This window comes from Streptosporangium sp. NPDC000095 (assembly GCF_042899335.1).
Taxonomy (GTDB): Bacteria; Actinomycetota; Actinomycetes; order Streptosporangiales; family Streptosporangiaceae; genus Streptosporangium.
In genome coordinates this window covers 1-26,467 of record NZ_JBIAZS010000025.1, presented here as the reverse complement: position 1 = coordinate 26,467, position 26,467 = coordinate 1, and the positions used below count along the sequence as shown (strand labels likewise).

The window sequence follows — 26,467 nt, the reverse complement described above, 5'->3', positions numbered from 1 at the left end:
GCGGGCGAAGCCCGCCGTCGGCCCGCCGTCCGCGGCGGGCCGACGCGGCTACGCTCCGAGTTCCCTGGCGATCTCCTCGTTCACCGCCTGCTGGTGCCGGGTGAGGAAGAAGTGACCGCCGGAGAACACCTTGATACGGAAACGCCCCGAGGTGTGCCGGCTCCAGGACTCCGCCTCCTCGATCGTCGTCCTCGGGTCGGCGTCCCCGGTCAGCACGGTGATCGAACCACTCATTCGCTGCTCGGGATCTCCGGTGTAGGTCTCGATCGCGCGGTAGTCGCCTCGCAGCGCGGGCAACGCCATCCGCAGGATCTCCTCGTCGCCGAGCAGCCCGGCGTCCGTACCGTTCAGCAGCTTGAGCTCGGCGATGATGCCGTCGTCGTCGCGCCGGTGCACCGACTCGTCCCGGTAGGTGGACGGCCCACGGCGTCCCGAGGCGATCAGCGTGTGGGGCGCGTTGACGCCCTTGCGCTCCAGCCGGCAGGCCACCTCGAAGCCGATCACCGACCCCATGCTGTGGCCGAAGAAGACCGTCGGCTTCTCCGACAGCGTGATCAGCTCGTCGACGATCCGATCTGCCAGGGTGCCGATCTCGGTGATGCATGGCTCCCGCAACCGATCCTGCCGACCGGGGTACTGGATGGCCACCACATCGGCGCCCGGCGAGAACCTGGCCGAGGCCGGACGGAAGAAGCTGGCCGATCCGCCCGCGTGCGGGAAGAACACCAGGCGCTTACCCGCCCCCGCCGCCGGATGGTAGCGACGGACCCATGCGGTGCTGACGTCGTCCGCGATACTCACGATCCGTTGACCCCTTCATCTCGCCGAATAGCACTCGGGACCAGTGAAACCCATCGCGACTCACAAAAACACTAGAAGCCGGGCCGGTGGGTTCCGCCCCGAGGCCGCCGACCTGTCTTCAGGCCACGAACTCCGGTGATTTCCTGGTCTTTCGCCGTTTACTGTCACCACTGGCCGTCACTGCGCGCCGCCACCGAGTCGCGCCGCCAGGTCGATCGGCCGGCCACCGTCCGGGTGCGCCGGGTACGCGCCGTACAGAGGATGTCATGGACGCAGACAGCGGAGACCCTCGGGGTCAGCAGGCAGGCGGCATACCAGCGCCTCGGATGGAGAAGGTTCCGCGCGGGCGGGTGCGCCTCGGCGGCCTGGGCAGTTGGAACTCGTGGCGGCCGCTGTTCGACCTGGTCCGGCCGCACAAACGCGTGCTGCTGCTGGGTGGCGTGTTCACCCTGGTGGGGAGCTCCGCCGGGCTGGCGATGCCGATCCTCGCCAAGAGCGTGATCGACGCCTTCGGAAACGGTGGCGACCTCGCCGGCCCGATCCTCTGGCTGTCGGTGGCGGTCCTGCTGGCGGCCCTGCTGCTGGGGGCGGGTCGCTTCCTGCTGGAGCGGATGGGCGAGGGCATCGTGCTGACCTCGCGCATGAGCCTCGTCGACCGCATCCTGCGGCTCAGGGTGGCCGACGTGGACCGGCTCAAGCCGGGAGACCTGCTCTCCCGGGTCAACTCCGACACCACGCTGCTGCGCGCCGTCTGCACGGACGCGCTGGCCAGCTCGGTGAACGCGATCTTCATGTTCCTGGGCGCGGTGGTGCTGATGGCCGTCATCGACGGCCTGCTCCTCCTGGTCACGCTCGCGGTGGTCGCCCTGATCGGCCTCATAGCGGCGTCGATCGTGCCGCGCATCGGCCGGGCGTCGCTCCAGGCCCAGGTCGCCCTCGGCGAGATGAGCTCCATACTCGACCGCGCGCTCCAGGCGTTCCGCACGGTCAAGGCCAGCGGGGCCGAGGCACGCGAGATCGCGGTGGTGGGCGTCGCGGCCTCCGAGGCACGTGACCGCGGCGTGGCCGCCGCCGCGTGGACCTCGGTCACGAGCGTCGGCACCTGGATGGCTACCCAGCTGGCGTTCCTCGCCGTACTCGGGGTGGGCGGCGCGCGCGTCGCCGGCGGGGCGTTGGAGATCTCGTCGCTGGTCGCGTTCCTTCTCTACATGTTCTACCTGGTCTCCCCGATCGGGACGCTGATCGACAACCTCACCCAGATGCAGAACGGCCTGGCCGCGATAACCCGTATCCGGGAGATCTCCGAGCTTCCGTCCGAGCCGCCCACCCCTGGGACGCGGGAGCCGGAGAGCACCGACCCCGTCGGTCTCGTCTTCAGCGGCGTGGTCTTCCGGTACGGCGAGAACCGGTCGATCGTCCACGACCGGGTGGACTTCGAGGTGCCCGCGGGCGGCATGACCGCCCTGGTCGGCCCTTCGGGAGCCGGCAAGTCCACGGTCTTCGGGCTCATCGAACGGTTCTACGAACCACAGGCCGGGCGAATCCTCATCGACGGCCGGGACATCCGCGAATGGCCGCTGAGCGAGCTGCGCGCCTCGCTCGGCTACGTGGAGCAGGACGCCCCCGTCCTCGCCGGTACATTCCGGGAGAACCTCGTCTTCGGCGCGCCCGGCGCCACCGAGGAGGAGATCGCCCACGCCGTGGCCCGCACCCGCCTGGACGATCTGATCGCCCGCCTGCCCGAAGGCCTCGACACACCTGTCGGCCACCGCGGCGTCCTGCTCTCCGGCGGGGAACGCCAGCGGGTGGCCATCGCGAGGGCACTGCTTCGCAAACCCCGTCTGCTGCTGCTCGACGAGGCCACCTCGCAGCTCGACGCCGTGAACGAGCTGCGCCTGCGCGAGGTGGTGGCCGAGGTGGCGCGGGAGACCACGGTCCTGGTCATCGCCCATCGGCTCTCCACCGTCACCGGCGCCAACCGGATCATCCTCATGGAGGCGGGCCGGGTCCGCGCCTACGGCACCCATGACGAGTTGGTCGACGCCGACGACCTCTACCGCGAACTCGCCGCGACCCAGTTCCTCGTCACGTCCTGACGCTTCAGGAAGCCGGTGCGGCATTCGTGGGCGACAGCCGCGAGGCCGCTCCGGTGGGGCGCTCGAACCTTCGGCCGCGAGATCCGCCGGCCGGTGCTCTCCCCGTCGCGACGGGGAGAGCACCGGTCATGACGGTGTCGGTCCGTGCGCGGGAACGTTCATGTCGAGCGCGGTGCCCTCGGTCCAGGGTTCCGGCCGGGTCAGGAACACCGAGTCGCCGTCGGTGCCCTCCTGCATCCGCACCCACCGCCGCATGGCGGCCTGGGTGACCGGTGACGACATGCTCATCAGCGCGGCGACGGCCTCCTGGTTGAGGCTGGCCCTGGCCGAGAGTGAAGGGGCGTCATTGAAGATCCGCTTCTGCAGGGCCACGGCCTTCCGCGGTCGCCTGGCATAGCGTTCCGCCATCCGCCGCACCGTGTCCAGCAGGTCCTCGGCCGGCACCACCCGGTTCACCAGGCCCAGTTGCAGAGCCTCCTGCGGCGTGTAGGAACGCGCTTCGAGCATCATCTCCAGGGCCCGGGACGGCCCGACGAGCTGGACGAGCCGCTGCCCGCCCAGGGAGGTGTTCAGCCCCAGCGACAGTTCGGGCAGGCTGAAACCGGCATCACGGTCGGCGGACACCCGCATGTCGAAGAAGACCGACATCTCCAGGCCACCGCCGCCGCACGGCCCGTTCACCGCGGCGATCCACACCGCCGGGGAGTGCATCAGCCGCAGCGCCATGTCATGGAACCGGGTCACCGCGAGCAGTCCTTTGAGCGAGGAACGGGCGATCAGACGTTCACCCGCCCGGCCCGTCATGGTCCGCACAGTCCGGTACAGGTTCTGAGCGACCGCGCGGGAGATCTCCGGCGTGCCGTCCGCCTGCGAAGAGAGGTCGGCGATGTCGAAGTGGGTGATGAACCGGCCGGGGCGCGCGCCGGTGACGACGACCGCGCCGACCGAGGCGTCCTGCTCCACCGCCTCGACGAGCCGGATGAAGTCCCGTTGCATCGCCAAGGTCATGTAGTTGAACGGCGGGGCGTCCACCCGCGCCGTCAGCACCCGGCCCGACTGCTCAAGCCGCAACGTGGACAGTTCGAGACCCGCTGAGCTGCCATCCACCGGCCGGTGGTCCGTCTGTTCTCTACTGGGTGGAGCTGCACGATCCATTGGTCTGACAAACCCTCCCGGCGATGCCACTGGGCACAGTGAACCGCAGAAGCGACTCGCACAATTACTATTACTGGTGGCCACCTCTTCGAGCGGCCCGCGTCCGTACGTGACGCGACGGTCAGTGTGCCGAGCGGAACCAACCGTCGATCAGGCGGGCCGTGTCCTCTGCCTTCTCGGCGAGCATCGAGAAGTGGTTCGCCTCGATCGTCCGTATGGCATGCGATGGGTCGAACGGCGTCGCCCGCCAGTAATCCGATTCGGGTTCGACCTCGGAGAACGGCTCCGTGCACTGTACGAACAGCACCGGCGCTCTCACATCGGCCAGTTCGATGCCGTGCGTAATGGCAGACCAGTGCCCCATGGCGGACAGTCGCGCGGTGTTGAACTCGCCGAAAACCGTCTCCATCTGCATGATGTACTGCAGCACCTGCTCGGACAGCATCTGCGAATCGCCACCCGCGCGGGGATGGAAGGAGTCCATCATCACCACCGCCTCCGGGGAGATCCCCGACTTCTCCAGTACACCGGCTGCGCCGTAAGCGAGAATGCCACCGGCCGAATGACCGACGAGCACGAACGGTTCCCCCTCACTGGCCTGCACGATGCTTTCCGCGATGCTCCCGAGGGCGACATCGATCGTGGCGGGAAGGCCCTCACCGGTGGCGTAGCCGAGCAGGGGAAGCGCCGAGACGTGCCTTTCCCCGCGGAAGTGCGCGGCGAACCGCGCGTACTGGTGAACGCCACCGGTCACCGTGGACGAACTCACACAGATCAAGCGAGGCAGAGTCGCGCCACCGGCCAGCGTCACCGATCGGGGTATTTCCTTCGGGTCGACAGGTGCGTCGTACGTGGGCCGGGCCCTCGCCACGGCATACAGCAATTCGAACGCCTCCTGCGTTTTCCCGGAACGGAAAGCGCCACGGAACAACTCTGCCAAGGTGTCGTTCACCTGGCCCGCCATCGAGGTCGCAGTCGCCTCGCCGGCATTCGTCCGGGTGACGAGTTCATGCCGAAGCCAATGGGCGAGACCAGCGGAGTTCTTGTTCTCGAACACCGCCATCAACGGGAATTCCCAACCAACCGCCCTGGCGAGGGAGTTACGCAATTCGGTCGCGCTGAACGAGTCGAAGCCCAGCTCGAAGAAATCATGTTCGAGATCGACGGCCGAGGATTCCCCGTGGCCGAGAACGACAGCCGCATGACGCTGCACCAGTTCCTGCAGCACCTCGTGCTGCTGCGCTTCTCCAAGCCCGCGCAACCGCTCCCGAGCGGTCAGCACCACCTCGTCGGAATCGGCCAGAGCCACCGCCGCGGCCAGCCCTGTCTCCGCCGGGTTCCCCGTAGGCGAACCGGTTCCGTCGAGCCAGTAACGCCGACGCTGGAAGGCGTAGGTGGGCAGGTCGATCCGGCGCCCGCCAGGCGGCAGCACCAGCCGCCAGTCGACAGGAACCCCGTGCACGTACAGCTCGGCCAGCGCAACCGTAGCCGCCGTATGCTCGTCCCTGTCCTTACGCAACACCGGCACCAGCACCGTGTCCGACCGGTGCCGGTTGGCGGGCGATGCGGCGAGCGCGGCGAGGGTGTCGCCGGCCATCGCGGTCAGCACGCCGTCGGGGCCGAGCTCCAGGTAGGCCCGTACGCCCTGCGCGTGCAGGGTGCGCACCCCGTCGGCGAAGCGGACCGCGCCGCGCACCTGCTCCACCCAGTAGTCCGGCGAGCACAGCTGCTCGGCCGTGGCCACCTCGCCGGTCACGTTCGAGACGACCGGGATTCGCGGCGCGCTGTAGGTCAGCGTACGGGCCAGAGCGCGGAACTCCTCCAACATCGGATCCATCAACGCCGAATGGAACGCGTGCGACACCCGCAACCGCTTCGCCCTGATCCCCCGCTCCTCCAACACCGCGGCGACCCCGAGCACCGGCTCCTCCACGCCAGAGATCACCACCGAGGACGGACCGTTCACCGCCGCGATCGATACCTCACCCTCATGGCCCGCCAGCAGAGCGGCGACCTCCTCCTCGGAGGTCTGCACCGCCACCATCGCCCCACCCGCAGGAAGCGCCTGCATCAACCGCGCCCGACCCGCCACCAACACACACGCGTCCTTCAAGGACAGCACCCCGGCCACATGCGCAGCCGCTATCTCCCCGATCGAATGCCCCGCCAGCACACGTGGCCGAACCCCCCACGAGGACACCAACCGGAACAACGCCGTCTCCACCGCGAACAACGCAGGCTGCGCCCACCCCGTCCGATCCAGCAACCCCGCCTGCTCACTACCCGGCTCGGCGAACAACACCTCCCGCAACGAACAACCCCGGTAACGCCCCGCCCGCTCAGCCGCCTCGCTGTCCGCCCCCCAGGCAGGCTTCCGGTCGAACTCCTCCAGCAGCGGCTCAAGCTCGGCGAACACCTCGTCCAACGCCTCCGCGAACACCGGGAACCGCTCATACAGCTCGCGGCCCATCCCCGCCCGCTGACTCCCCTGACCGGTGAACAACACCGCCAGCCGCGGCTCCGCCCCGGCCACCCCGCGCACCACACCCGCACCCGGCAGATCCTCGGCAACAGCCCGCAGACCGGCCAGCACACCATCACGATCGCCGGCCAGCACCACTGCCCGATGCTCGAACGCCGACCGCGTCGTGACCAGCGAGAATCCCATATCCACCGGGTCCAACTCGCGGTGCGCACTCACCTGCGCCGCCAGCCGTCGCGCCTGCTCACGCAACGCCTCGTCACTTCTGGCGGACACCACCCAGGGCACCGGACCCGCCACCGGCGTCCGGTCCCGCACCCCTGGCTCGGCCTGCGGTACCTCCGGCTCCTGCTCGATGATCACGTGCGCGTTGGTGCCGCTGATCCCGAACGACGACACACCCGCCCGGCGCGGACGACCCGTCTGAGGCCACTCGGCCTGCTCGGTCAGCAGTTCCACCGCGCCCGCCGACCAGTCCACCTGCGACGAGGGCGCGTCCGCGTGCAGCGTCTTGGGCAGCACTCCGTGCCGCATGGCCAGCACCATTTTGATCACACCGGCCACGCCGGAGGCCGCCTGGGTGTGACCGATGTTCGACTTGATCGCGCCCAGCAGCAGCGGCTGGCCGGCTTCACGGTTCTGACCATAGGTGGCCAGCAGCGCCTGGGCCTCGATCGGGTCACCCAGCCTGGTGCCGGTGCCGTGCGCCTCCACCGCGTCCACCTCGGCGGCGGTCAGCCCGGCACCGGCCAGCGCCTGACGGATCACCCGCTGCTGCGAAGGACCGTTCGGCGCGGTCAGGCCGTTGGAGGCACCGTCCTGGTTGATCGCCGAACCCCGCACGACCGCGAGCACCTCGTGGCCGTTGCGGCGGGCATCCGACAGCCGCTCCAGCACCAGCATGCCCACACCCTCGGACCAGCCGGTGCCGTCCGCGCTGTCGGAGAACGCCTTACACCGCCCATCGGGCGCCATCCCGCCTTCCACGCCGAGACCGAAGAACCCGAACGGGGTGGCTATCACCTTGACACCGCCTGCCAGCGCCAGGCTGCACTCGCGCGAACGCAGCGCCTGCGCCGCCAGGTGTATGGCGACCAAGGACGACGAGCACGCGGTGTCGATCGTCATCGTCGGGCCTTCCAGGCCCAGGGCGTAGGACAGGCGGCCCGACAGCACGCTGGCCGCCGTACCGGTGAGGGCGTACTGCCTCACCTCTTCCCCGGCTTCCAGGAACAGATTCCCGTAGTCCTGGCCACTGGTGCCCACGAACACGCCCGTGTGGCTACCTCTCAGCGAGACCGGGTCGATCCCGGCCCGCTCGATCGCCTCCCACGCCCCTTCCAGCAGCAGGCGCTGCTGCGGGTCCATCGCCAGCGCCTCACCCGGCGTGATCCTGAAGAACCCTGGATCGAACCCCGCCACATCGGACAAGAACCCGCCCTGACACTCCTGGCCCAGCATCGATACCGTCTCCACATCCCAGCCCCGATCGACCGGGTATGTAGAGATCGCGTCCTGTCCCTCGATCAGCAACCGCCACAGATCCTCAGGAGAGCTCACCCCACCCGGATACCGGCATGCCATCGACACGATCGCGATCGGATCGTCCGCCACCGGCACCACCGCCGACGGCACCCCCACCTGCCCCTGCTCGCCGAGCAGCTCCGTCAGCAGGAAGTCCGCCAGGACGGCGGGCGTCGGATAGTCGAAGACCAGCGTCGCCGGCAGGCTCAGGCCGGTCGCGGCATGGAGCGCGTTGCGAAGTTCGACCGCGGTGAGCGAGTCGAACCCGAGGTCCTTGAAGGCGCGCTCGGCCTCGATCGCCTCCGCGCTGGAATGCCGCAGCACCACGGCGACCTGCTCACGGACCATGCCCCGCAGGACCTGCGACCGCTCATCCGCCGCCAGCTCGCGCAGCCGCTCCCGGAGCGCGGAAACGGCCGACTGCTCTTCCTCCCGGAGCGTACGGCCTGCCTCAACCAGACTCCGCACCTCCGGCAGGTCGCCGAGCAGAGCGCTCTGCCGTACGGCGGTGAAGGTCGGGGCGAACAGCTCCCAGGCGATGTCCGCGACCGCCACGCTCGCGTCCTGATGCGCGACCGCCCGCCACAGCGCGGTGACGGCCGCCCCCGGCGCCATGGTCCGGACGCCCCGCCTGGACAGGTAGTCCTGCGCCCCGTCGGCGGCGGCCATGCCATCCCCGGCCCACGGGCCCCAGGCGACCGAGGTCGCCACGACTCCACGCGTACGCCGCCGACTGGCGAGGGCGTCAAGGGAGGCGTTGGCGGCGGCGTAGGCGGCCTGGCCACCACTGCCCCACACCGCGGCGATCGAGGAGAACAGCACGAAGAAGTCGAGCTCGCGGTCGCCCAGCAGCGCGTCGAGGTTCAGCGCGCCGAGGACCTTCGCCCGCATCACCTCGGCCAGCTCGGCGGCGTCCAGCCCGTCCAGGCTGTTCACCGGGCTGATACCGGCGGCATGGACCACCCCGGTCAGCGGGCACTCGGCCGGGATGTCGGCCAGCACGGCCGCGAGGGCGTCCGCGTCGGCCGCGTCACATGCCACGATGCTCACCCGGGCGCCCAGCGCGGTCAGCTCGTCGCGCAACTCGGCCGCACCGTCGGCCGCCATGCCCCGCCTGCTCGTCAGCACGAGATGTTCGACGCCTTGGGCGGCCAGCCACCGGGCCACGTGACCACCGAGCGCCCCCGTGCCACCGGTGATCAAGACCGTGCCGTGCGGTCGTGGCATGGTGTCGGTGCCCTGGTAGGGAGCGTGGGCCAGTCTGCGGCCGTAGACGCCGGTCGAGCGGATCGCCACCTGATCCTCGGAGTCGGGAACGGTGAGGATGCCCGCCAGCCAGGTCACCACCCGCTGGTCCAGCGTCTGGGGAAGGTCGATCAGGCCGCCCCACCGGTTCGGGTGCTCCAGCGCGGCCACCCGGCCGAGGCCCCACACGCCCGCCTGAGCCGGGCTCGGCGCCGTGTCGGACCGGCCGATCGAGACGGCGCCCTTCGTGACGCACCACAACGGCGCCTCGACACCGGCATCGCCCAGTGCCTGCAGCAGGGTCAACGTCAGCGCCGAGCCCTCCGAGACACATGGCTCCGTGGTCTCACGCAGCGCCAGCAGCGATGCGACCCCGGCCGGCTCCGCGTCGAGGCTCTCGCGCAGTTGCTCGGCGAGCGCGGCCCGGTCCTGTCCGGATACGTCCAGCCGTACGGCTGCCGCGCCGAACATCTGGACCACGGACTCCGCCCAGACATCGCCGGTCAGCTCCGCGGGCACCACGACGAGCCAGGTGCCCGGGACGACGGCGGCCGAGACGTTGGTCAGCGGTTTCCAAATGACGCGGTATCGCCAGGAGTCCGCGACGGACGTCTCGCGCCGGGCTCGGCGCCAGGACGTCAACGCCGGCAACACCGCGCTGAGCGTCTCCTGCTCCACATCCAGCCGCGCCGCGAGGGACTGGAGATCCTCACGCTCGATGGTCGCCCAGAACTCCGCGTCCACCGGATCGGCCGCGGCGGCGCCCTGGGCCAGGCCGTCGGTCTCGGGCCAGAACCGCTGGTGCTGGAAGGCGTAGGTGGGCAGGTCGACCCGGCGTCCACGCGGGAGCAGCGCCTGCCACTGCACCGGTACGCCGTGCACGTGCAGATGAGCCAGCGCCTCGGTGACGACCTCGTGCTCGTCCCGGTCCCTGCGCAGCACCGGGACCAGCACCACGTCGGAGCTTGGGTCCGCCGCCAGCGTGTCCTGAGCCATGGCGGTCAGGACGCCATCGGGGCCCAGCTCCAGATAGGCCCGCACGCCCTGCCCGTGCAGAACGCGCACGCCGTCGGCGAAACGGACCGCGCCACGGACCTGGTCCACCCAGTAATCCGGCGAGCACAACTGCTCAGCCGTGGCTGCTTCTCCCGTCAGGGTGGACACGATCGGAACCCGCGGAGGGTTGTAGGTGAGGCTGCTCGCCAGCGTGCGGAAGTCCTCCAGCATCGGATCCATCAACGGCGAATGGAACGCATGCGACACCCGCAACCGCTTGGTTCGCACCCCACGCTCTTCCAGGACGGCGGCGATCCCGAGCACCGGCTCCTCGACACCGGCCATCACCACAGAGGTGGGACCGTTGACAGCCGCGACGGACACCTCGCTCTCACGCCCGGCGAGCAGCTCGGCGACCTCCTCCTCTGTCGCCTGCACCGCCACCATCACCCCGCCGGTCGGCAAGGCCTGCATCAGCCGCGACCTGGCCGCCACCAGCGCACACGCATCGGCCAGCGACAGCACCCCGGCCACGTGAGCCGCCGTGATCTCCCCGATCGAATGACCGGCGAGCACATCCGGCCGTACACCCCACGACTCGACCAGTCGGAACAGGGCGGTCTCCAGCGCGAACAGCGCCGGCTGCGCCCAGCCCGTCTGATCCAGCAGCCCGGCCTGGTCGGCGAACAGCACCTCACGCAGCGAACCGTCGAGCATCGGGTCCAGCTCCGCGATCACCGCGTCCAGGGCCTTGGCGAACACCGGGAACTGCGCGTACAGCTCGCGGCCCATCCCCGCCCGCTGACTGCCCTGACCGGTGAACAACACCGCCAGCCTCGGCTCACCCGCCGCCACCCCGCGCACCACACCCGCACCCGGCCGATCCTCGGCCACACCTGCCAGCCCGGCCAGCACACCCTCACGATCGGCTGCCAGCACCACCGCCCGATGCTCGAACGCCGACCGCGTCGTCGCCAGCGAGAACGCCGCATCGGCCAGCCCCGGACCAGACTCACCATCCAGGACCGACACCAACCGCCCGGCCTGCGCCCGCAACGCCTCACCCGTCTTCGCCGACACCAGCACCGGCACCACACCCACAGCCGGCGCCCGGTCCTGCGGCACGTCCTCTTCCGGTGCTTCCGGCCCCTGTTCGAGGATCACGTGCGCGTTGGTGCCGCTGATCCCGAACGACGACACACCCGCCCGACGCGGACGACCCGTCTGAGGCCACTCGACCTGCTCGGTCAGCAACTCCACCGCACCCGAAGCCCAGTCCACATGCGACGACGGCGCATCCACATGCAGCGTCCGAGGCAGCACACCGTTCCGCATCGCGAGCACCATCTTGATCACACCGGCCACACCGGCCGCCGCCTGCGTGTGACCGATGTTCGACTTGATCGCGCCCAGCAGCAGCGGACGATCCTCGCCCCGGTCCTGCCCATAGGTCGCCAGCAGCGCCTGGGCCTCGATCGGGTCACCCAACTTGGTACCCGTACCGTGCGCCTCCACCGCGTCCACCTCGGACGCCGACAATCCCGCACCGGCCAACGCCTGACGAATCACCCGCTGCTGGGAGGGACCGTTCGGCGCCGTCAACCCGTTCGACGCACCGTCCTGGTTCACCGCCGAACCCCGCACCACCGCGAGCACCTCATGCCCGTTGCGGCGGGCGTCCGACAACCGCTCCAGCACCAGCATGCCCACACCCTCGGACCAGCTGGTGCCGTCCGCGCTGTCGGAGAACGCCTTGCAGCGACCATCGGGCGACAACCCGCCCTGCGCGCTGAACCCCATGACCCCCATCGGTGACGCCATCACCGTGATACCGCCGGCCAGCGCCAGCGAGCACTCGCCCGACCGCAGCGCCTGCGCCGCCAGGTGCAGTGTCACCAGTGACGACGAACACGCGGTGTCCACCGTCATCGCCGGGCCCTCCAGGCCCAGCATGTAGGACAGGCGGCCCGACAGCACGCTGGCCGAGAGACCGGTGACGCTATGGCCTTGCCCATCCGCCTGAGTACCCACGATCAGGCCCGTGTAGTCCAGGCTGTTGCTTCCCACGAACACGCCGGTGGAGCTGCCCTTCAGCGAGACCGGGTCGATCCCGGCCCGCTCCACCGCCTCCCACACCCCCTCCAACAGCAGGCGCTGCTGCGGGTCCATCGCGAGCGCCTCACGCGGAGAGATCCCGAAGAACCCGGCATCAAACCCCGCCACATCCGCCAGGAACCCACCCTGAACATCAATGCCCATCCCGGACAGCAGATCCATATCCCAGCCCCGGTCGGCCGGGACCGGCGAGATCGCGTCCTCGCCCTCCGACAGCAACCGCCACAGCTCCTCCGGAGAGTTCACCCCACCGGGGAAGCGGCAGCTCATCCCCACGATCACCACCGGATCGTCGGCCACCGACGCCCTCGGCCCGGCCACCACACCCGAGACCGCCGACAGGTCCTCGCGGCCCAGCAGCTCCGACACCAAAAACCGCGCCAGCGCGGCCGGCGTCGGATAGTCGAACACCATCGTCGTCGGCAACCGCAGGCCGGTGGCGACATTCAGCCGGTTACGCAGATCCACCGCGGTGAGGGAGTCGAAGCCCAGCTCACGGAACTCACGCCCAGGCTGAACGGCCTCCCCCGAGTCGTGCCCCAGCACCACCGCCGCCTGCGCCCGCACCAACTCCACCACCAGCCGAACCTGCTCGGCCTCGTCCAGCCCCGCCAACCGCCGCAACAACTCCGAATCCCCACCCGCCGACGTGGAGATCGCCAGGCGACGGCCCGCACGCACCAGGCCCCGCATCAGATGCGGCACCTCGCCCATCGCCCGCAACGCCGACGGCTCCAGCCGCACCGGCGCCACCATCGCCCGGCCCGACGCGGTGGCCGCCTCGAACGCCGCGAGCCCCTGCTCGGCCGACAACGCCGGTATCCCCGTCCGGTTGATCCGCCGCATCTCGATCTCACCCAGCGTGCCGGTCATCCCAGCGTCCTGGGCCCACGCACCCCACGCCAGCGACAGCCCCGCCAGCCCCTCGGCCCGGCGCACCTGGGCCAACGCGTCCAAGAACACGTTGGCCGCCGCGTAGTTACCCTGCCCGGCGTTGCCTATCACCCCTGCGAGCGAGGAGAACAGCACGAACCCGGCCAGGTCCAGGTCCTGGGTGAGCTCGTGCAGGTGCCAGGCGGCGTCGACCTTCGGCCGCAGCACGCTGTCCAGCCGCTCCGGCGTCAGCGACATGATCGTCCCGTCGACCAGCACACCGGCTGTGTGGATCACGGCGGTCAGGGGGTGCTCGACCGGGACCTGCGCCAGCAGGGCCGCCACCGCGTCCCGGTCGGCCATGTCGCACGCCGCGATCGTGACCTCGACCCCGTGTGCGATCAGCTCGGCCTGCAACTCCACCGCGCCAGGAGCGTCCAACCCCCTGCGGCTGGTCAACAGCAGGTGCCGCACCCCACGCTCGGCCACCACATGCCGCGCGAACAACGCACCCAGACCACCCGTACCACCGGTGATCAACACCGTCCCATCCGGGTTCCAGACCTGACTTGCCTCTCCGTCCAGGTCGGGACCGGGCGCCACCCGTGCCAGGCGCGGAACCCGCACCTCGCCTCCGCGCACCGCCATCTGCGGCTCCTCGGACACCAACATCCCCGGCAGCCCCGACAGCGGGGTTTCCTCATCCACGTCGATCAGCAGGAACCGGCCCGGATTCTCCGACTGAGCACTGCGGACAAGGCCCCATACCGCCGCAGCCGCCGGATCGGTCACCACCCCGCCATCGCCGGACGCGACCGCGCCCCGGGTGACGAATACCAGCCGCGACTCGGCGAACCGATCATCGGCCAGCCACCCCTGCAACAACTCCAGCACGTAGGCGGTCAACGCATGCGCCGACCACACCACCCCGCCCACCGGATCCGAGACCGCCTCCACCATCACCACGGCCGGGACCGGACCCGCCTCAGCCAGCACGGACAGATCCGCATACACCGGCACCACATCGCCGGCCTCCCACAACGCCGGAGCCACACCCAACGCATCCGCACCGAGCACCGCCACCGGCGTCGACGCCTGACCCGCCTGCGCCACGGCACCCGCCGGTGCCCACTCCACCCCGAACAACGACTCCCAGCCCGCCCCGACACCATCGGAGACCCTCAGCTGCTCGGCCGAGACCGGCCGCAACACCACGTTGCGCGCCGACACCACCGGCCCCCCGGCCGCATCCACCGCGCTCAGCGACACCGCATCCAGCCCCGTCCTGACCAGCCGCACCCGCAGCACCGACGCCCCACCCGCGTGCAGACACACCTCACCCCAGGAGGACGGCAACAAACCGCCCTCGGAATCATCCAGATCGGCGAAGGCCACCGCGTGCAGCGCCGCGTCCAGCAGCGCCGGATGCACCCCGAACGAACCCGCACTCGACGCCGCCTGCTCCGGCAGCGCCACCTCGGCGAACACCTCACCGTCGCGTCGCCAGGCCGCCCGCAACCCCTGGAAGGTCGGACCGTAGACGAAACCGTCTTCGGCCAGCTCCTCGTACAGCCCGTCCACCTCGATCACCGATGCCCCGACCGGCGGCCACGTCGCCGCCTCGAACGGCGCGACCTCCGCCGCCTCGGTCGTGAGCGTGCCGCTGGCGTGCCGTACCCACGCCACCTCCTCGGCCGCATCCGCCGAACGGGCATACACACCCACGCTCCGACGACCCGACTCCTGCGAAGCCCCCACCGACACCTGCAACGCGACCGTGTCCCGCTCACCCAGCACCAGCGGCGCCTCCAAGGTCAGCTCCTCGACCACCTCGCAACCGACCTGGTCACCGGCACGCACCGCCAGCTCCACGAACGCCGAACCCGGCACCACCACCGAACCCGCCACCACGTGATCGGCCAGCCACGGATGCGACGAGAGCGACAACCGACCCGTCAACACCACCCCATCGGAATCGGCCAACCCAACCGCAGCGCCCAACAGCGGATGATCCGCCGCCGCCAATCCCGCCGCCGCCACATTCCCCGCACCGGAACCGCCCTCAGGCCAGAACCTCTGATGCTCGAAAGGATAGGTCGGCAGATCGACCCGGCGCCCGCGCGGGAGCAGCGCCTGCCAGTTCACCGGCACCCCGTGCACGTGCAGACGAGCCAGTGCCTCGGTAACGGACTCATGCTCGTTTCTGTCCCTGCGCAGCACCGGCACCAGTACCACGTCCGGATCCGGCTCCACATCCGAGCCGGACTTCGCGGTGCTCGGGTCCGGGTCCGCCTCCAGCGTGTCCTGCGCCATCGCGGTCAGCACCCCGTCGGGACCCAGCTCCAGATACGCGCGCACACCCTGCGCGCGCAGAGTGCTCACACCGTCGGCGAAACGGACCGCGCCACGCACCTGCTCCACCCAGTACTCCGGCGAACACAACTGCTCGGCCGTGGCCGCCTGCCCGGTCAAGGTGGACACGATCGGAGTCCTCGGCGCCCTATAGGTGAGCCTGCTCGCCAGCGTGCGGAACTCCTCCAGCATCGGATCCATCAACGGCGAATGGAAGGCGTGCGACACCCGCAGCCGCTTCGTCCGCACTCCCCGCTCTTCCAGGGCGGCGGCCACCTCAAGCACCGCCTCCTCGACGCCGGAGATCACTACCGAGGACGGGCCGTTCACCGCCGCGACCGACACCTCACCCTCACGTCCGGCCAGCAGCCCGGCGACCTGCTCCTCGGAGGCCCGCACCGACACCATCGCCCCACCCTCGGGCAGCGCCTGCATCAACCGCGCCCGCGCCGCCACCAACGCACACGCGTCCTGCAGCGACAGCACACCGGCCACATGAGCCGCCGCGATCTCCCCGACCGAGTGCCCGGCCAGCACGTTCGGACGGATCCCCCACGAGGACACCAGCCGGAACAGCGCCGTCTCCACCGCGAACAGCGCAGGCTGCGCCCACCCGGTCCGATCCAGCGCCTCCGCCTCAGCCGACCCCGGCTCGGCGAACAACACCTCACGCAACGACCGGCCACCCAACCCTCCGGCCGATCCCCGCTCCACCCCCTCAAGCAACGGATCCAGCTCCGCGATCACCGCGTCCAACGCCGTCGCGAACACCGGGAACCGGTCGTACAACTCCCAGCCCATCCCGGCCCGTTGGCTGCCCTGACCGGTGAACAGGAACGCCAGCCGCGGCTCGCCTCCGGCCACCCCGCGCACCACACCCGCACCCGGCAGATCCTCGGCCACACCTGCCAGCCCAGCCAGCACACCCTCACGACCATCGGCCAGCACCACCGCCCGATGCTCGAACGCCGACCGCGTCGTCGCCAGCGAGAACGCCACATCGGCCAGCTCCGGACCAGACTCACCCTCCAGGACCGACACCAACCGCCCGGCCTGCGCCCGCAACGCCTCACCCGTCTTCGCCGACACCAGCACCGGCACCACACCCACAGCCGGCACCCGGTCCTGCGGCACGTCCTCTTCTTCCGGCGCTTCCGGCCCCTGTTCGAGGATCACGTGCGCGTTGGTGCCGCTGATCCCGAACGACGACACACCCGCCCGACGCGGACGACCCGTCTGAGGCCACTCGACCTGCTCGGTCAGCAACTCCACCGCACCCGAAGCCCAGTCCACATGCGACGACGGCGCATCCACATGCAGAGTCCTGGGCAGCACCCCATGCCGGAGAGCCAAGACCATCTTGATCACACCGGCCACGCCCGCGGCGGCCTGGGTGTGACCCAGGTTCGACTTGATCGCCCCCAGCAGCAGCGGCCGGTCCTCGTCCCGGTCCTTGCCGTACGTGGCCAGCAGGGCCTGCGCCTCGATCGGGTCGCCCAGAACCGTGCCGGTCCCGTGCGCCTCCACCGCGTCCACCTCGGACGGCGACAACCCGGCACCGGCCAACGCCTGACGAATCACCCGCTGCTGAGACGGACCGTTCGGCGCCGTCAACCCGTTCGACGCACCGTCCTGGTTCACCGCCGAACCCCGCACCACCGCCAGCACCTCATGCCCGTTGCGGCGGGCATCCGACAACCGCTCAAACACCAGCACGCCCAGGCCCTCGGACCAGCTGGTGCCGTCCGCGGCGTCGGAGAACGCCTTGCACCGCCCGTCGGGCGACAACCCGCCCTGCGCGCTGAACCCCATGACCCCCATCGGTGACGCCATCACTGTGGCACCGCCGACCAGCGCCAGGCTGCACTCGCCCGACCGCAGCGCCTGCGCCGCCATGTGCATCGCCACCAGCGACGACGAACACGCGGTGTCCACCGTCACCGCCGGGCCCTCCAACCCCAGGGTGTAGGACAGCCGACCCGACAGCACGCTGGCCGACATACCGGTGACGCCATGGCCTTGCACATCCGTCTGCGTACTTACGATCAGGCTCGTGTAGTCCTGGCCGTTGGTGCCCACGAAGACGCCGGTGTGGCTGCCTTTCAGCGAGAGCGGGTCGATCCCGGCCCGCTCGACCGCCTCCCACGACGTCTCCAACAGCAAACGCTGCTGCGGATCCATCGACAACGCCTCACGCGGAGAGATCCCGAAGAACCCCGCATCAAACCCCGCCACATCCGCCAGGAACCCGCCCTGGACATCAAGGCCCATCCCGGACAGCATCCCCAGGTCCCAGCCTCGGTCGGCCGGGACCGGCGAGATCGCGTCCTCACCCTCGACCAGCAACCGCCACAACTCCTCCGGCGAGTTCACCCCACCGGGGAAGCGGCAGCTCATCCCCACGATCACGATCGGATCGTCCGCCACCGACGTCCTCGACCTGGCCACCACATCCGAGACCGCCGCCAGGTCCTGCCGACCCAGCAGCTCCGACACCAGGAACCGCGACAGCACGGTCGGCGTCGGATAGTCGAACACCAACGTCGCCGGCAACCGCAACCCCGTCGCGATGTTGAGCCGGTTACGCAGGTCCACCGCGGTCAGGGAGTCGAAGCCCAGCTCACGAAACTCACGCCCAGGCTGAACCGCCTCCCCCGAGTCGTGCCCCAGCACCACCGCCGCCTGAGCCCGCACCAACTCCACCACCAGCCGAACCTGCTCGGCCTCGTCCAGCCCCGCCAACCGCCGCACCAACTCCGAATCCCCACCCGCCGACGCGGAGACCGCCAGGCGGCGCCCCCCGCGCACCAGGCCACGCATCAGATGCGGCACCTCGGGAATCGTGCGCAGGACCGAGAGATCCAATCGCATCACCACCACCGGCGAGTGACCCGTCGTAGCGGCCGCCTCGAACGCCGCGAGCCCCTGCTCGGCCGAGAGCGCCGGCATCCCCGCCCGCGCCATCCGCCGCATCTCGATCTCACCCAGCGTGCCGGTCATCCCAGCGTCCTGAGCCCACGCACCCCACGCCAGCGACAACCCCGCCAGCCCCTCGGCCCGGCGCACCTGGGCCAACGCGTCCAAGAACACATTCGCCGCCGCGTAGTTACCCTGACCAGGTGCTCCTACCACCCCCGCCATGGAGGAGAACAGCACGAACGCCGCCAGATCCAGCTCCCGGGTAAGCTCGTGCAGATGCCAGGCCGCGTCGGCCTTCGGCCGCAGCACACCGTCCAGCCGCTCCGGCGTCAGCGACGGAATCGTCCCGTCATCCAACACACCGGCTGTGTGAATGACCGCGGTCAGGGGGTGCTCGACCGGGACCTGCGCCAGCAGGGCCGCCACCGCGTCCCGGTCGGCCATGTCGCAGGCGGCGACCGTGACCTCGACGCCGTGCGCGATCAACTCCGCCTGCAACTCCACCGCGCCAGGAGCGTCCAACCCCCTGCGGCTGGTCAACAGCAGGTGCCGCACCCCACGCTCGGCCACCACATGCCGCGCGAACAACGCACCCAGACCACCCGTACCACCGGTGATCAACACCGTCCCCTCCGGATCCCAGACCCGGTCGGCGCCATCACCGGAGACATCAGCGAGAACGTCGGCCGAGACGTTGCCGGATGTCACCCGCACCAAGCGCGGGACCAGCACCTCGCCCCCACGCACCGCCGCCTGCGGCTCACCCGCCACCAACACTCCCGGCAGCACACCGAGCAAGGCCGACAGCGAGGCCTGGTCCTGGTCCATGTCGACCAGTACGAACCGGCCCGGGTTCTCCGACTGAGCACTGCGGACCAATCCCCACACCCCGGAAGCCGGCAGATCCGCCACCACCTCGCCGTCACCCGACGCGACCGCACCCCTGGTGACGAACACCAGCCGCGACTCGGCGAACCGGTCATCGGCCAGCCAGCCCTGCAACGACTCCAGCACGTAGGCGGTCAGCGCATGCGCCGACCCCACCACCCCGGCCGCCGGATCCGAGACCACCTCCACCAGCACCACACCCGGGACCGGATCCGCCTCGGCCAGCGCGGACAGATCCGCATGCACCGGCACCACGTCCCCGGCCGCCCGCAACGCCGCCGCGACACCCAGCGCATCCGCACCGAGCACCGCCACCGACACCCCACCGACCTTCGGCACAGCACCCGCCGGCGCCCACTCCACCCCGAACAACGACTCCCAGCCCGCGCCAACCCCCTCCGAGACCCTCAGCTGCTCGGCCGAGACCGGCCGCAACACCACCGACCGCGCCGACAGCACCGGCTCCCCGACCGCGTCCACCGCGCTCAGCGACACCGCATCCAGCCCCGTCCTGACCAGCCGCACCCGCAACACCGAAGCGCCACCGGCGTGCAGACACACCTCACCCCAGGAGAACGACAACAAACCGCCCTCGGAATCGTCCAACCCGGCGAAGGGCACCGCGTGCAGCGCCGCGTCCAGCAGCGCCGGATGCACCCCGAACGAACCCGCACTCGACGCCGCCTGCTCGGGCAGGACGATCTCGGCGAACACCTCACCGTCGGCGCCGTGCCACGCCGCCCGCAGCCCCTGGAACGTCGGACCGTAGACGAACCCGTCCTCGGCCAACCCCTCGTACAATCCCTCCACCTCGATCGCGACCGCCCCAGCCGGCGGCCACACCGCCGCCTCGAACGGCACGACCTCCGAAACACCGGCCGCGAGCGTGCCGGTCGCGTACCGCACCCACGCCACCTCCTCGGCCAAGCGGGCATACACGTTCACGCTCCGACGGCCCGACTCCTGCGGAGCCCCCACCCACACCTGCACCACGGCCGTATCCCGCTCGCCCAACATCAACGGCGCCTCCAGGGTCAGCTCCTCGACCACCTCGCAGCCGACCTGGTCACCGGCACGCACCGCCAGCTCCACGAACGCCGAACCCGGCACCACCACCGAACCCGCCACCACGTGATCGGCCAGCCACGGCTGCGCACTCACCGACAACCGACCCGTCAACACCACCCCGTCGGAATCGGCCAGCGACATCACCGCACCCAGCAGCGGATGATCCGCCGCGGCCAACCCCGCCGCTGCCACGTTCCCTATACCGGAACCGATGTTCTCCGGCCAGAACTGCTGGCGCTCGAAGGGGTAGGTGGGCAGGTCGACCCGGTGCCCGCCCGGCAGTACTGATCGCCAGTCGACCGGCACCCCGTGCACATGCAGCTCGGCCAGCGCCGTCATGGACGCCATGTGCTCGTCCCGCCCCTTGCGCAGCACCGGCACCAGCACCGCAGGCGACTCGTGTCCATGTGCCTCCGGCTCGGTCGCGATGGTGTCCTGGGCCATGGCGGTCAGCACCCCGTCGGGGCCGAGCTCCAGGTAGGCCCGCACCCCCTGAGCGTGGAGGGTGCGGATGCCGTCGGAGAAGCGGACCGCGCCGCGGACCTGCTCGACCCAGTAGTCCGGCGAGCACAGCTGCTCGGCTGTCGCCGCCTGCCCGGTCAGGGTCGACACGATCGGAGTCCTCGGCGCCCCGTAGGTGAGCCTGCTCGCCACCGCCCGGAACTCCTCCAGCATCGGATCCATCAACGGCGAATGGAACGCGTGCGACACCCGCAACCGCTTCGTCCTGATCCCCCGCTCCTCCAGAGCGGCGGCCACCTCCAGCACCGCCTCCTCGGCCCCGGAGATCACCACCGACGTGGGGCCGTTCACCGCCGCGACCGCAACCTCCTTCTCGCGTCCGGCGATAAGGGCGGCGATCTGCTCCTCGGAGGTCTGCACCGCCACCATCGCCCCACCGGCGGGCAACGCCTGCATCAACCGCGCCCGCGCCGCCACCAACGCACACGCGTCCTTCAAGGACAGCACTCCGGCCACGTGCGCGGCCGTGATCTCCCCGATCGAGTGCCCGGCCAGCACATCGGGCCGCACCCCCCAGGACTCCACCAGCCGGAACAGCGCCGTCTCCACCGCGAACAGGGCAGGCTGAGCCCACCCAGTCTGATCGAGCGCCTCCGCCTGCGCCGACCCCGGCTCGGCGAACAACACCTGCCGCAGCGATCCGTCCAGCAACGGGTCGAACTCGGCGATCATCTCGTCCAACGCCTCGGCGAACACCGGGAACCGCTCATACAGCTCCCGGCCCATCCCGGCCCGCTGGCTGCCCTGACCGGTGAACAACACCGCCAACTGCGGCTCACCCGCAGCCACCCCGCGCACCACACCCGCACCCGGCAGGCCCTCGACCAGACCGGCCAACCCGGCCAGCACACCCTCACGACCGTCGGCCAGCACCACCGCCCGATGCTCGAACGCCGACCGCGTCGTCGCCAGCGAGAACGCCGTATCGACCAGCGCCGTCTCACCGCGGTTCTGTATGTGCGAGACCAGTCGCTCGGCCTGCACCTGCAACGCCTGACCCGTCTTCGCCGACACCAGCACCGGCACCACACCCGCAACCGGCACCCGGTCCTGCGGAACGTCCTCTTCTTCCGGCGCTTCCGGCCCCTGTTCGATGATCACGTGCGCGTTGGTGCCACTGATCCCGAACGACGACACACCCGCCCGGCGCGGATGACCGGTCTCCGGCCATTCCGCCGACTCGGTCAGCAACTTCACCGCGCCCGCCGACCAGTCCACGTGCGAGGAGGGAGTATCGACATGTAGCGTCTTGGGCAGCACACCGTGCTGCATGGCCAGCACCATCTTGATCACACCGACCACACCCGCCGCCGCCTGCGTGTGACCGATGTTCGACTTGATCGCCCCCAGCAGCAGCGGACGATCCTCGTCCCGATCCTGCCCATAGGTCGCCAGCAGCGCCTGCGCCTCGATCGGGTCGCCCAGAACCGTGCCGGTCCCGTGCGCCTCCACCGCGTCCACCTCGGACGACGACAAACCGGCGCTGACCAGTGCCTGGCGGATCACCCGCCGCTGGGAAGGACCGTTCGGCGCGGTCAACCCATTGGACGCACCGTCCTGGTTGATCGCCGACCCACGCATCACCGCCAGCACCTGGTGACCGTTGCGGCGCGCGTCCGACAACCGCTCCAGCACCAGCATGCCCACGCCCTCGGACCAGCTGGTGCCGTCCGCGGCGTCGGAGAACGCCTTGCACCGCCCGTCGGGCGCCATCCCACTGCCCTGTAGGCCGAATCCGACCAACGCCATCGGCGACGTCATCACCGTGATGCCGCCGGCCAGCGCCAGCGAGCACTCCCCAGACCGCAGCGCCTGCGACGCAAGATGCAGTGTCACCAGCGACGACGAACACGCGGTGTCCACCGTCACCGCGGGCCCCTCCAGACCCAGGGTGTAGGACAGCCGACCCGACAGCACGCTGGCCGCCACGCCGGTGACGCCATTGCCCTGCACATCCGCCGGGGCGTTCATGATCAGGCTCATGTAGTCCTGGCCGTTGGTGCCCACGAACACGCCGGTGTGGCTGCCCTTGAGCGAGAGCGGGTCGATCCCGGCCCGCTCGACCGCCTCCCACGCCCCCTCCAACAGCAAACGCTGCTGCGGATCCATCGACAACGCCTCACGCGGAGAGATCCCGAAGAACCCCGCATCAAACCCCGCCACATCCGCCAGGAACCCACCCTGAACATCAAGGCCCATCCCGGACAGCAGCTCCACATCCCAGCCTCGATCGGCCGGGACCGGCGAGATCGCGTCCTCACCCTCGACCAGCAACCGCCACAAATCCTCAGGAGAATCGACCCCACCTGGAAAGCGGCATGCCATCGACACGATGGCGATCGGCTCATGCCTGCCCGACTCCACCTCTTCGAGCCGCCGGCGGGTCTCGTGCAAATCGGCGGTGACCCACCTCAGGTATTCGACGAGCTTCCGGTCTTCAGACATGAGAGTGGCCCTTCACATTGTTCAGACGCGGGCTCGAATCACAGATCTTTCGAGCGGCCCAGTTCGTTGTCGATGAAGCTGAGGATTTCCTCGGTACTCGCCGATTCGAGCATGCCCGCGACAGCGATTTCACTAGTTTCCGTACCGCTCTCGCTCACCTTCGTCAGCAGGTGCCGCAGCCGGGTCGAGATGCCGTTCCGGGCGAGTTCGTCGAGCGTGTAGCCGGAAAGAGCGGTCTCGAAGCGGTCGAGATCGGCCAGCAACGACAGCTCCACCGTGGTGTCCGCTCCGGGCGCGATTTCCTCCAGGAGGTATTCGGCAATGCTGGCCGGGGTGGGGTAGTCGAAGATGAGGGTGGCGGGCAACCGCAGCCCGGTGACGGCGTTGAGCCGGTTGCGCAACTCCACCGCGGTCAGGGAGTCGAAGCCCAACTCACGGAACTCCCGTCCCGGCCGGATCGCGTCCACCGAGTCGTGCCCCAGCACCGCCGCCGCCTGCGCCCGCACCAGCTCCACCACCAGCCGAACCTGCTCGGACTCACCCAGCCCCGCCAGCCTCCGCACCAGCTCCGCTTCCCCGCCCGCGAGAACGGAGACCGCCGAGCGGCGCCCCACACGGACCAGGCCCCGCATCAGATGCGGCACCTCGGGGAACGTGCGCAGTACCGAAAGATCCAGCCGCGCCGCCACCACCGTCGCCCGACCCGACGTGGTGGCCACCTCGAACGCCGCCACCCCCTGTTCGGCCGACAGCGCCGGCATCCCCGCCCGCGCCATCCGCTGCAGATCGATCGTCCCGAGCCCTCCGGTCATCCCGGTCTCCTGCTCCCACAGGCCCCAGGCCAGCGACAACCCCGGCAGTCCCGCAGCTTGACGCGCCTGGACCAATGTGTCCACAAACGCGTTCGCCGCCGCGTAGTTGCCCTGCCCGGCGTTGCCCATCACCCCGGCGAACGAGGAGAACATCACGAACCCGGCCAGGTCCAACCCCTGGGTCAGCTCGTGCAGATGCCAGGCGGCGTCGGCCTTCGGCCGCAGCACCGCATCCAACCGCTCCGAAGTCAGCGACGGAATCGTGCCGTCGGCCAGCACACCGGCTGTGTGGATCACGGCAGTCAGGGGGTGCTCGACCGGGATCTGCGCCAGCAGCACCGCCACCTGATCCCGATCGGCCATGTCGCACGCCGCGATCGTGACCTCGACCCCATGCGCGATCAACTCGGCCCGCAACTCCACCGCACCGGGAGCGTCCAGGCCCCGGCGGCTGGTCAGCAGCAGATGACGCACCCCACGCTCGGCCACCACATGCCGCGCGAACAACGCACCCAGACCACCCGTACCACCGGTGACCAGGACGGTTCCCTCCGGATCCCAGGCCCGGCCCGCCTCGTCGCCAACGTCAGATCCTGGCGCCATCCGCACCAGGCGCGGAACCCGCACCTCACCCTCGCGCACCGCCACCTGCGGCTCACCTGAAGCCAGCACTCTCGGCAATGCATCGAGCAGGGTCGGCAGCGAGGACTCCTGGTCATCCATGTCTACCAGTACGAACCGGTCTGGGTTCTCCGACTGAGCACTGCGGACAAGGCCCCACACCCCAGCGGCCGGAAGGTCAGCCACCACCTCACCATCGTCGGTCGCGACGGCGCCCCGGGTGACGAACACCAGGCGCGAATCGGCGTACCGCTCATCCGCCAACCACCGCTGCAGCAGATGCAGCACGTGGGCGGTGAGCGCATGCGCCGACTCCACCACCCCGGCCGCGGACTCGGAAAGCACCTCCACCATCACCACGGCCGGGGCCGGACCCGCCTCGGCCAGCGCGGGCAGATCCGCATGCACCGGCACCACGTCCCCGGCCGCCAGCAACGCGGGGGCAAGCCCCAGGGCGTCCACACCGAGCAGCGCCACCGGCACCTCGTCGGTCAGCGGCAGGCCACTCACGGCAGACCACTCCACCCGGAACAGCGCGTCCTGCCTGGCCTCACGGGGGTCGAAGCCGACCAAGTGCTCGGCGGCCATCGGCCGCAGCACCACCGACCGGGCCGACACCACCGGCGCCCCGGCCGCGTCCACCGCCACCAGCGACACCGTATCGCCGCCCGTCCTGGCCAGCCGTACCCGCAGCACCGACGCCCCGCCCGCGTGCAGGCACACCTCACCCCATGACAGCGGCAACCGGCCACCTTCCACCGGCTCCAGCCCGGCGAAGGCCACCGCGTGCAGCGCCGCGTCCAGCAGCGCCGGGTGCAGCCCGAACGAAGCCGCATCACCGGTCTGCTCCGGCAAACTCAGCTCGGCGAACACCTCGTCATCACGTTGCCAGGCTGCCCGCAATCCCTGGAACGCCGGGCCGTACGCCAAGCCCTCCTCCGCCAGCTCTTCGTACAGCCCCGCCAGCTCGATCGCAGCCGCGCCGGCCGGAGGCCACACCGCCGCGTCGAACGGCACGGCAGGCGAAGCACCCGCGGTGAGAGCGCCGGTCGCGTGCCGCACCCACGGCACCTCCTCGACCGCATCCGCCGAACGGGCGTACACGTTCACCGTCCGACGGCCCGACTCCTGAGAGGCGCCCACCCAGACCTGCACCGCGACCGCCTCGCCCTCCCCCAGCAGCAGCGGCGCCTCCAGCGTCAGTTCCTCCACCGCGTCGCAGCCGACTTGGTCACCGGCCCGCACCGCCAACTCCACGAACGCCGAACCGGGCACCACCACCGAGCCCGCCACCACGTGATCGGCCAGCCACGGATGCGCACTCACCGACAACCGACCCGTCAACACCACCCCGTCGGAATCGGCCAGCGGCATCGCCGCACCCAGCAGCGGGTGATCCGTCGCGGCCAGCCCCAGCACGCGAGCATCACCATTCTGCTTGGCGTTCGGCCAGAACCGCTGGTGCTGGAAGGCGTACGTCGGCAGATCCACCCGGCGACCGCCCGGCAGCACCTGCAGCCAATCCACCGTCACACCACGCACGAACAGCTCCG

Annotated in this window: 5 protein-coding genes; 1 reads left to right on the top strand and 4 read right to left on the bottom strand. The window is 70.2% G+C overall.

Going from position 1 to position 26,467, the window contains the following annotated elements; translation table 11 throughout:
- Window positions 1-48: 48 nt before the first annotated feature.
- Window positions 49-801, bottom strand: a complete 753-nt coding sequence (locus ACFY3V_RS36640; RefSeq protein WP_362906546.1) for an alpha/beta fold hydrolase — start codon at window positions 799-801, stop codon at window positions 49-51.
- Window positions 802-1,127: 326 nt separating this feature from the next.
- On the opposite strand from ACFY3V_RS36640, the gene ACFY3V_RS36635 reads away from it, so the two are divergent.
- Entirely contained in the window at window positions 1,128-2,897 is a 1,770-nt protein-coding gene (locus ACFY3V_RS36635) for an ABC transporter ATP-binding protein (RefSeq protein WP_362906544.1), read from the top strand.
- A gap of 126 nt (window positions 2,898-3,023) precedes the next feature.
- Here the strand turns inward: ACFY3V_RS36635 and ACFY3V_RS36630 are convergent, their stop codons facing one another.
- The 3 genes from ACFY3V_RS36630 to ACFY3V_RS36620 form a co-directional block, all read right to left on the bottom strand.
- On the bottom strand, window positions 3,024-4,004 hold the full coding sequence (locus ACFY3V_RS36630; protein ID WP_389779848.1) for an enoyl-CoA hydratase/isomerase family protein: 981 nt from the start codon (window positions 4,002-4,004) through the stop codon (window positions 3,024-3,026).
- Between the two features lie 169 nt (window positions 4,005-4,173).
- Complete coding sequence (locus ACFY3V_RS36625; RefSeq protein ID WP_389779846.1) at window positions 4,174-23,481, bottom strand: type I polyketide synthase; 19,308 nt, start codon at window positions 23,479-23,481, stop codon at window positions 4,174-4,176.
- A 38-nt stretch (window positions 23,482-23,519) separates the two neighbouring features.
- Window positions 23,520-26,467: SDR family NAD(P)-dependent oxidoreductase (locus ACFY3V_RS36620; protein WP_389779844.1), on the bottom strand; the 2,948-nt coding region annotated here is incomplete at its 5' end.

What these genes read in the sequence shown, in the direction of transcription:
- ACFY3V_RS36625 (WP_389779846.1), bottom strand. Translation starts at nt 23,481, where the DNA reads ATGTCTGAAGACCGGAAGCTCGTCGAATACCTGAGGTGGGTCACCGCC.
- ACFY3V_RS36635 (WP_362906544.1), top strand. Translation starts at nt 1,128, where the DNA reads ATGGAGAAGGTTCCGCGCGGGCGGGTGCGCCTCGGCGGCCTGGGCAGT.